This window comes from Phenylobacterium sp., assembly GCF_036264965.1.
GTDB lineage: Bacteria > Pseudomonadota > Alphaproteobacteria > Caulobacterales > Caulobacteraceae > Phenylobacterium.
This window is the reverse complement of the sequence record NZ_DATAPY010000136.1, coordinates 22,512-31,472: the sequence shown is the minus strand read 5'-3', so window position 1 is coordinate 31,472 and position 8,961 is coordinate 22,512. Positions and strand designations below refer to the sequence as shown.

Here is an 8,961-nt window from a genome sequence, read left to right as displayed (position 1 = left end):
GGCGGACTCCGCCGGCCCCGCAGGCGCTGCGGGCGAAGCCGCCGCGGCGCCGGCGGCCGGAGCCGGCGCGGCCGGGGTCTCGGCCAAGAAGGGCGTCGCCGGCGCCTCGGCGGCCGGAGCCGGGCCCGAGGCCGGGCGCGGCGGCTGGACGAATTCGCCGAAAGCGGCGGTCGCCGCGACGGCCAGAACGATCAGCAACAGGCGCGGGTCCCACCAGCGGCCGGCGACGGCGCCCGGCGCCATGCGCGACAGCACCGGCGTATCGCGCTCGAACAGCTGGTGCTTCAGCGCCCCAGCCACGTGCAGCCCGAAGAGGCCGTAGAAGCCGAAGGCCAGGAGTTCATGACCGTTCTTGCCGATGGCGTTGGCGATATGCTTGGCGGCGGGGGCGAGGCCGTCCGTCCCCGGGATGTCCGGCCAGGGCACGGACCAGAAAAGGATGGTCGGGATCGCCGTCCGGCTGGTCGAGACCATCAGCCAGCCGGTCAGCGGCATGCCGATCATGATCACGTAGAAGCCCCAGTGGACGATCGCCGAGAGCACCTTCTCCCAGCGCGCCAGGGACGCAGGCTCCGGCGGCGGCGGATTGGTCAGCCGCCAGCCCAGCCGCAGGATGCTCAGCACCAGGATCGAGATGCCGATCGACTTGTGCAGCTGGGTGAGCGCGAAGCCCTCCGGCGTCTTGTTGTCCATCCGCCAGGCGATCGCGACCTGCGCCACGATGGCCAGCGCGATGAGCCAATGCAGGATGATGGCGACGGTGGCGTAGCGGCTTTTGCGTCCCAGGCCGGACAGGTTGCGGGCGTTGGTCATGGAGGCCTTTCCAGCGGAGCTTCGAGTTACCTACTACTTCTTTTCAAACTCGACCTCGAAGATCACGTCCACCTCGTCGCTGGTGAACTGGTTCAGGATCATGCCGGTGAGGCCGAAGTCGGACCGCTTGATCTGGGTTGCGCCGGAAAAGCCCAGCCGGGTGCCAATCGGGGTGACCCCATGCCCGGCGCCGTCGAAGGTCACGTCCAGCGTCACCGGCTTGGTGACACCATGGAAGGTCAGGTCGCCAGTGACGGTTCCCTTGCCGTCCGCCCCGCCGCTGACCGCGGTCGAGACGAAGGTGATCGTCGGATATTTGTCGGGCTCGAAGTAGCCGGCGATCTGTTTGTCGAAAGAGGGGTCGTGGGTGTCGACCGACCTGGGATCGACCGTGAAATTGACCTTGGTCTGCTGCCAGTTGGCCGGGTCGTAGGTGAAGGAGCCGTCCAGGCCGTCGAGGCGCAGGGTGTAGTGCGAGAAGCCCATGTGGACGATCTTCACCGTCAGGCTCGCGTGCCGCTTGTCGAGAACGTAACTGCCCGCCGGCACCTTGGCGGGATCGGTCGTGGAGGGCGCCGCCGCGGCTGCGCCGCCCAGGCCAAGGGTCAGGGCGAGTGCGGTGGCGAAGATGCGGCTCATGGTCCAGCTCCGAAGGTGTCGGGCCAAGATGGTGGGCGCGGAACCTAGCCGAAAGTCCGGCGGAGCGGATTTACGCCGTATGAGCCCCCAGGCTTGCCCGGCGCAGGCGCGCGACCTATCGCTTACGGCGTCAGTCAGGGGGCTTTGCGTGATCCGATTGGGCTTGAGGGCCGCTGTGGCGGCGTACGCCGCCATTCTCGCTGCGGGTTCCGCAGGCGCGGCAGATGCGCCCGGCGCTACGCTCTACCGCCACGCCAGCCTGATCGACGGGACCGGCGCGCCGGCGCGGGGCGGCATGTCGGTGCTGGTCGAGGGCGAGCGGATCAAGGCCGTCGCCCCGGACGCCGAGCTGGCCCTGCCGGCCGGCGCGAAGGTCGTCGACCTGACCGGCAAGTACCTGGCGCCCGGCCTGATCGACAGCCATGAGCATCTGGCGACACCGCCCAACCGCCGCGCGGCCGAGGCCAATATGCGCCGCGACCTTTATGGCGGGGTGACCGCCATCCGCGACATGGCCGACGACCTTCGCTCGGTGGCCGAACTGGCGCGCGAATCCCGCGCCGCCGAGGTCCCCGGGCCGGACATCTTCTATGCCGCCCTGATGGCGGGGCCGTCCTTCTTCGTCGACCCGCGGACCCATGCGGCCAACTTCGGCGTCGAGCCGGGCCATGCGCCCTGGATGCAGGCGATCGACGCCGGGACCGACGTCCGAAACGCCGTCACCCTGGCCAAGGGGACCTCCGCCACCGCCATCAAGATCTATGCGAACCTACCGCCGGACCTGGTGAAGAAGATCGCCGCCGAGGCGCACCGCCAGGGCATGGTCGTATGGACCCACAGCGCCATCTTCCCGACCACGCCGGCCCAGGTGCTGGACGCGCACCCCGATGTGATCTCCCACACCTGCTACATGGCCTATCAGGTGGTCGGCGTCCCGGCGTCTTATCAGGCGCGGGTTCCGGTCGATCCGAAGAGCATGATCGGCGGCGACAACCCGGTGATGGCCGGCCTGTTCGCCCGGATGAAGGCGCAGGGGACGCTGCTGGACCCCACCTTGCGCGTCTACGCCGAGGACGCCGAGCGGTTCGCCAGGAACCCCAAAGGCCGCCCGCCGCTCTGCTCGCTGGACCTGGCCGCGGCGCTCACCCGCCAGGCCTTCCGCGCCGGCGTGCCGCTGTCGACCGGCACCGACGGGATCGCGCCCGCCTCCGACCCCTGGCCGACGGTCTATGACGAGATCTCGCTGCTCGTCAGCAAAGCGGGCCTGACGCCGGCCCAGGCGATCCATGCGGCCACCGAGGTCGGCGCACGCGCCGCGGCGCAGAGCGTCGACATGGGAACCGTCGCGCCGGGTAAGCTCGCCAATCTGATCGTGTTCAGCCGCGATCCCACCGCCAACATCGAGAACCTGAAAAGCCTGGAGACCACGATCAAGCGTGGCCGGGCCTATCCCCGCGCCGAGTTCAAGCCGCCTACCGAACAGGAACTGAGAGACGCCCCATGAGCCTCGACCGCCGCACCGTCCTGGCCCTGGGCGCCGCCGCAGCCGCGACGCCGGCTCTTACGGCTCCGAAAGCCAAGGACCCGATCGCCGGCTGGACGGTGATCAATGCGCTGGGCGGCCTGCTGGACCCCAATACGCCCGACCTGCCGAGGGTGGTCATGACCCCGCGCATCCTGGGCGACGCCCACACCTCGGGCATGACCGCGGTGAACTGCACCCTGGGCTATGTGTTCGGTCCGAAGGACCCGTTCGAGAGCACGGTGGCCGACGTGGCCTATTGGGACCGGATGGTGCGCGAGAACCCGCGCGATCTCCTGAAGGTGTTCACCACCGCCGACATCGCCCGGGCCAAGACCGAGAAGAAGATCGGCCTGATCTATGGCTTCCAGAACTGCGCCATGATGGGCAAGGACGCCAAGCGCGTGGACGTCTTCGCCGACATGGGCGTTCGCGTCTTCCAGCTCACCTACAATAACGAGAACCAGCTGGGCGGCGGCTCCATGGCTCCGGAGGATCGCGGCCTGACGCCGTTCGGCCGCGAGGTGATCGAGCGCATCAACGCCAACCATGCGATGGTGGACCTGAGCCACTCCGGCCGGCAGATCTGCCTGGACGCCGCGCGGGCCTCGAAGCAGCCGATCTCGATCAACCACACCGGCTGCCGTGCGCTCACCGACCTGCCGCGCAACAAGACCGACGAGGAGCTGCGACTCGTCGCCGACAAGGGCGGCTTCGTCGGCATCTACTTCATGCCGTTCCTGAACCTGTCGGGCCACGCCACCGCCGCCGACGTGGTCGCCCACATCGAGCACGCCCTGAAGGTCTGCGGCGAGGATCACGTCGGCATCGGCACCGACGGCGGCATAACCCAGATCGACGACCTGGAGGCCTACAAGGCCGCGCTGACCAAGGAACACGAGGAGCGGGTCGCCAAGGGCATCTCCGCGCCGGGCGAGCGGGCCGACACCCATCCCTTCGCCGACGACCTGCGCGGACCGGGCCAGTTCCGCAAGCTCGCACGGTTGTTGGAGCAGCGCGGCCACAAGCCGGCGACCGTGGAGAAAATCCTGGGCGGCAACTTCACACGCTACGCCCGCGACATCTGGGGCGCCTGAGCCTAAAACACCGCCGCCAGCTGACTTAGAAGAGCCTGATCCATGACCTTCCGCGCGCCCGTCCGCGACCTCGCCTTCGCGCTCTCCAGCGTCGGCCACGACGCCCTGATCGCCCGGGCCTTCCCGGACCTCGACAGCGACACCGTGACCGCGGTGTTGGAGGCGGCCGGCGGCTTCACCGCCGACGTGCTGGCTCCCCTGAACCGCGGCGGCGACACCCAGGGCGCGCGCTACGAGAACGGCCACGTCACCGCCGCGCCGGGGTTCGCCGAAGCCTATCAGGCCTTCGTCGCGGGCGGCTGGAACTCGCTCAGCGCCGATCCGGACCACGGCGGCCAGGGCCTGTCGAAGGCCATGGAGCTGGCGGTCTTCGAGATGGTGCATTCGGCCAACATGGCCTTCGGCCTCTGCCCCATGCTGACCCAGGGCGCTATCGAGGCCATCGCCCTGCACGGCACCGAGCGCCAGAAGCGCCTGGTGCTGCCCAAGCTGGTGTCCGGCGAATGGACCGGAGCCATGTGCCTGACCGAGCCGCAGGCCGGCTCCGACCTCTCGGCGCTGACGTCCATGGCCAAGCCGGACGGCAATGGCGGCTGGCGGCTGGCGGGCCAGAAGATCTTCATCACCTGGGGTGACCACGACGCGGCGGAGAACATCTGCCATCTGATCATCGCCCGCACCCCTGATGCGCCGCCCGGCGTGAAGGGCATCAGCCTGTTCCTCGCGTCGAAGTTCCAGGTCAAGGACGACGGGACGCTGGGCCCGCGCAACGATTTCCGGGCCGGCTCCATCGAGCACAAGCTGGGCATCCACGGCTCGCCGACCTGCGTCATGCTCTACGAGGGCGCCGAGGCCGAACTGGTCGGCGAACTGGGCCAGGGCCTGCCGCATATGTTCGTGATGATGAACGCCGCGCGCCTGCAGGTGGGCGTGCAGGGCGTGGCCATCGCCGAACGGGCTTTCCAGCAGGCGCTGGCCTTCAGCCAGGAGCGCAAGCAGGGCCGCACGGCCTGGGAAGCCGACGGCATGATCTATGGCCATCCGGATGTGCGGCGGATGCTGATGCTGATGAAGGCCAAGATCGAGGCCGCCCGCGCCATCTGCCTGACCACCGGCGTGCTCTCGGACCTCGCCCGCCTGGCGGACAGCGAGGAGGAGCGCGCTGCGGCGAAGGCGCGCCAGGAGCTCTTGACCCCCATCGCCAAGGCTTGGTCGACGGACGTCGGCGTCGAGGTGGCGTCCTTGGGCGTGCAGGTCCACGGCGGCATGGGCTTCATCGAGGAGACCGGGGCTGCCCAGCACTACCGCGACGCCCGCATCGCCCCGATCTACGAAGGCACCAACGGCATCCAGGCCATCGACCTGGTCGGCCGCAAGGTCGGCATGGAAGACGGCGGGGTCATGCGGGCGCTGTGCGCCGAGCTGGCCCTGACCGCCGAGAGCCTGACCGAGGTTCCGGACCTGGCCGCCGTCGGCCGCCGCCTGGCCGCCGGCGTCGCGGCGCTGGAGCGGGCCACAGACTGGCTGCTGGCGAACCGGGGCGCCGACAGCCTGGCCGCCGCCACGCCGTATCTGAAACTGGCTGGCGACGTGATCGGCGGCGCCATGCTGGGCCGCCAGGCCCTCGCGGCGGCAGGTTCCGACGATCCTTGGATGAAGAGCAAGGGCGCGTTGGCCCGCGTCTATTCCAGCCAGGTCCTCAGCCTCGCGCCGGGCGTGGCCGACGGCCTGATGGATGGGGCGCTGGACATGGAATCCACAACCGCCGCAGCGCTCGCGCCCTAAGTAGATTCGCGTACGGGATTCTCCGAAGTTTTACTTTTGCCGCCCATCCTGTCCGCAAGGTGGGGGCCGAATGACAAAGCCTGTCTGGGAATTCGCGCGAGTACGCGCCGCGAGGGAGGCCGGCCACCGTGGCCTGAGCCTCTACCATCTCACCCTGCACGGGATGGTCCATCCGATCGGATTCTTCGCGGCCTTCAACGCGCTGGCCGCTGTCGGGTTTTCGCTGCTCGGACGCCCGTTGGTCGGCGTCGCAGCCTTTGTCGGCTATTGCGCCATCGATGTCATCAACCAGCATTTCATTCGCCGCTGGCTCAGCGGCGCCGCCGAAGCCGACGAAGACGCGGGCTTCCGCCGCCTCGCGTGGCTGAGCGCGTTCCGCTTCAGCGGATACCTGATCCCGACCGCGGCCGTCGCGCTCAGCGGCCGTCCGGGCGAACTGCTGTTCTTCGCGATGCAGGCCTGCACCCTGTTGGCCGTGGCGATCTCGACCGCCGCCCTGTCGCGCCGCGTCTATTGGGGCTTCGCTATCCCGGTGTTCGCCGCGATCATCTTCGTCACGGTCCTACTTCTGACCCCGCCGGCCGCCGCCGCGGTCTTGATCAGTGGCGCCAGCCTGGCGCTCCTGATGACCCTGATGGCTGAGGGCTCGAACCGAACGGTCAACGTCCTGCACGAGGCCTTTACCGACAACTTCGCCATAATCCCGCAGCTGGAGACCGCCCGCGACCAGGCGATCGCCGAGCGGGCCGCCGCCGATGCGGCCCGCGAGGAGGCCCGCCAGGCCGGCCGCGCCAAATCCAACTTCCTGGCCACCATGAGCCACGAGATCCGCACCCCGATGAACGGGGTCCTTGGCATGGCCCAGTTGCTGCAACGCGACGAGACCAATCCCGCGCAGAAGGAGCGCCTCGCGGTGCTCATCGACTCGGGCGAGTACCTGCTCTCGATCCTCAACGACATCCTCGACGTTTCGAAGATCGACGCCGGGCGGCTCGATATCCTGCCGGCGTCGGAGGACATGCGGCTGTTCCTGGAGCGGCTGGTGGGCTTCTGGGGTCCGCGCGCCGACGAGAAGGGCGTCGCCCTGATCCTCGACATGAAGCCGGGCCTGCCGGCCTTCGCCCTGATCGACGCGCTGCGCCTGCGTCAGGTGCTGTTCAACCTGGTGGGCAACGCGCTGAAGTTCACGGACCAGGGCTCGGTCTCGGTGATTGCCGACGCCATGCCCAACGGCGAAGGCGCGGTCCTGCTGCACATTGCCGTCAAAGACACCGGCATCGGCATCGCCGATCAGCACCTGCCGCAGCTGTTCACCCGCTTCAGCCAGGGCGACGAGTCGGAGATGCGCAAGTTCGGCGGCACGGGCCTGGGCCTGTCCATCGCCAAGCAGTTGATCGAGCTGATGGGCGGCAAGGTCTGGGCGGAGAGTACTCTTGGCCAAGGCTCGACGTTCCACATCAAGGTTCCCCTCGCGGTGGCGGATGGCCCGGCCCAGGCCCGGCCCGCGGTCACGGACAGCGCGGTGTCGGCGGTCGGCGGGCTGCAGATCCTGGCCGTCGACGACAACGCCGTGAACCTGCTGGTCCTCGACCAGCTGCTGACCAGTTTCGGCCACGAGGTCGCCAAGGCGGCCAGCGGGGTCGAGGCCCTGGAACAGATGGCGGCCCGGCCCTTCGACCTCGTCCTGCTGGACATCCAGATGCCCGGCATGACCGGCGTCGAGGTGCTGCAGCAACTGCGCGCCGAGGCCGGCCCCAACCGCGACGCGCCGGTGGTGGCCCTGACGGCGGATGTGACCTCAGGTGGGCGCGAACGCTATCTGGAGCTGGGCTTCACCGAGCACAGCTCCAAGCCGATCCAGATCCAGGAGCTGATGGAGGCCGTCGCCCGGGCGATGGCCGCGCCGGCGGCCAAGCGTCAGGCGGCCTGAAGCTTCGGCAGGTCGTGCAGCGACGGGTCCAGGCCCGCGCCCATCAGGTCGATGAAGTTGTCGCGGTAGAAGCGGCGCTTCACCTCGTCGGACGCGCCGTCGAGGCTCTCGTTGAACCGCTTCAGCGGATTGCGGCCGCCCTCGATGTGCGGGAAGTCCGACGAGAACAGCAGCATTTCCGGCGCCGTGTTCTCGATGATCCAGCGGGTGTTCTCGTGCGGATAGGGCGTGGCGCGGAACTGGCGGCGTAGGATCTCGCTGGGCTTGCCGGAGAGCTTCTGCAGCCGCTCCTCCTTGCCGAAGGCGGCGACGCCGGAGTCGAGGTACTGCATGAGGCTGGGCAGCCATGAGGCGCCCAGTTCAATCGCGCCCCACTTCAGCCGCGGGAAACGGTCGAACACCCCGTCGATCACCAGGGCCGACAGCGTCTGCCAGACCGAGAGCGGGATCGCCATGAAGGTCAGCGAGGTGAAGTTCTCGTCGCCGCCATGGAAGTCCTTCACGAAGGGAAGGCCGTTCTCGATGTAGTCGTGATGCATCTTCTCCTCGCCGCCCACGTGGAAGAGGACGGGGATCCTGGCCTCCTGTGCGAGCGCCCAGAGCGGATCGAGCTCCACGTGGCTGGGCGAAAAGCCTTTGGGATGGCGCGACGGGATCACCAGGGCCTTGGCGCCCAGGGCCAGCGCCTCGCGGGCGACGTCGACGGCGCGGGCGCGGTCGATCAGCGGCACATAGCCGGTGGCCAACAGCCGGCGGTCCACCGAGCAGAACTCAGTCATCATCCGGTTGTGGGCGCGAGCGGCCTCGACGGCCAGTTCCGCCTCGCCCATCTGCTCCAGGCCGAAGTTGGAGAGGCAGGCGGTGGTGAACACCAGCTGGCTGGCGAAGCCCAGGTAGTCGAGCGTCTTCGGCCGGTCCGACGCCTTGAAGGCGCCCAGGGCTTCGTAGTTCTTGCGCAAGAGGATATTGGCCTCGGCGCCGGCCAGGAACTCGGGGTTCTCGGCCTGGGCCGCGGCCTTGGCGAACCATTCGGGCAGCACGTCCTTGCGGCCGGTCTTCTCGACGAAGGCGTCGCGGAATCTCGGGTCGAGATAGCGGTTGATCGTGCCCGGCAGCTCCATCACATGGCTGTCGGCGTCGTGGATGGTTTGGCCCTCGACGTACGGCATGCGAAA

General features: G+C 68.7%; 7 protein-coding genes. 4 read left to right on the top strand and 3 right to left on the bottom strand.

What is annotated here, in order from left to right; all coding sequences use genetic code 11:
- Together VHS75_RS18280 and VHS75_RS18275 are read right to left on the bottom strand one after the other, a co-directional pair.
- The coding region (locus VHS75_RS18280) for a cytochrome b (protein WP_329640045.1) at positions 1-813 on the bottom strand (813 nt) is incomplete at its 3' end.
- A 33-nt stretch (positions 814-846) separates the two neighbouring features.
- Positions 847-1,452: a YceI family protein gene (locus VHS75_RS18275; protein ID WP_329640044.1), complete on the bottom strand. Its 606-nt coding sequence runs from the start codon at positions 1,450-1,452 to the stop codon at positions 847-849.
- Positions 1,453-1,627: 175 nt separating this feature from the next.
- Here VHS75_RS18275 and VHS75_RS18270 point away from each other — a divergent pair, with 175 nt between their 5' ends.
- The 4 genes from VHS75_RS18270 to VHS75_RS18255 all read left to right on the top strand — a co-directional run bounded on the left by VHS75_RS18270 (position 1,628) and on the right by VHS75_RS18255 (position 7,786).
- On the top strand, positions 1,628-2,956 hold the full coding sequence (locus tag VHS75_RS18270; RefSeq protein WP_329640043.1) for an amidohydrolase family protein: 1,329 nt from the start codon (positions 1,628-1,630) through the stop codon (positions 2,954-2,956).
- Entirely contained in the window at positions 2,953-4,071 is a 1,119-nt protein-coding gene (locus tag VHS75_RS18265) for a dipeptidase (RefSeq protein ID WP_329640042.1), read from the top strand. The genes VHS75_RS18270 and VHS75_RS18265 overlap by 4 nt, the downstream gene beginning before the upstream one ends.
- Positions 4,072-4,113: 42 nt before the next feature.
- On the top strand, positions 4,114-5,856 hold the full coding sequence (locus VHS75_RS18260; protein ID WP_329640041.1) for an acyl-CoA dehydrogenase: 1,743 nt from the start codon (positions 4,114-4,116) through the stop codon (positions 5,854-5,856).
- A gap of 70 nt (positions 5,857-5,926) precedes the next feature.
- Entirely contained in the window at positions 5,927-7,786 is a 1,860-nt protein-coding gene (locus VHS75_RS18255; RefSeq protein ID WP_329640040.1) for an ATP-binding protein, read from the top strand.
- Here VHS75_RS18255 and VHS75_RS18250 read toward each other — a convergent pair.
- On the bottom strand, positions 7,774-8,955 hold the full coding sequence (locus VHS75_RS18250) for an amidohydrolase family protein (protein ID WP_329640039.1): 1,182 nt from the start codon (positions 8,953-8,955) through the stop codon (positions 7,774-7,776). The genes VHS75_RS18255 and VHS75_RS18250 overlap by 13 nt on opposite strands.
- Between the last annotated feature and the right edge of the window lie 6 nt (positions 8,956-8,961).

Bases quoted from the DNA above. Each gene is read 5' to 3' on its own strand.
- VHS75_RS18255 (WP_329640040.1), top strand. From the start codon at position 5,927: ATGACAAAGCCTGTCTGGGAATTCGCGCGAGTACGCGCCGCGAGGGAG.
- VHS75_RS18260 (WP_329640041.1), top strand. From the start codon at position 4,114: ATGACCTTCCGCGCGCCCGTCCGCGACCTCGCCTTCGCGCTCTCCAGC.
- VHS75_RS18265 (WP_329640042.1), top strand. From the start codon at position 2,953: ATGAGCCTCGACCGCCGCACCGTCCTGGCCCTGGGCGCCGCCGCAGCC.
- VHS75_RS18275 (WP_329640044.1), bottom strand. From the start codon at position 1,452: ATGAGCCGCATCTTCGCCACCGCACTCGCCCTGACCCTTGGCCTGGGC.
- VHS75_RS18250 (WP_329640039.1), bottom strand. From the start codon at position 8,955: ATGCCGTACGTCGAGGGCCAAACCATCCACGACGCCGACAGCCATGTG.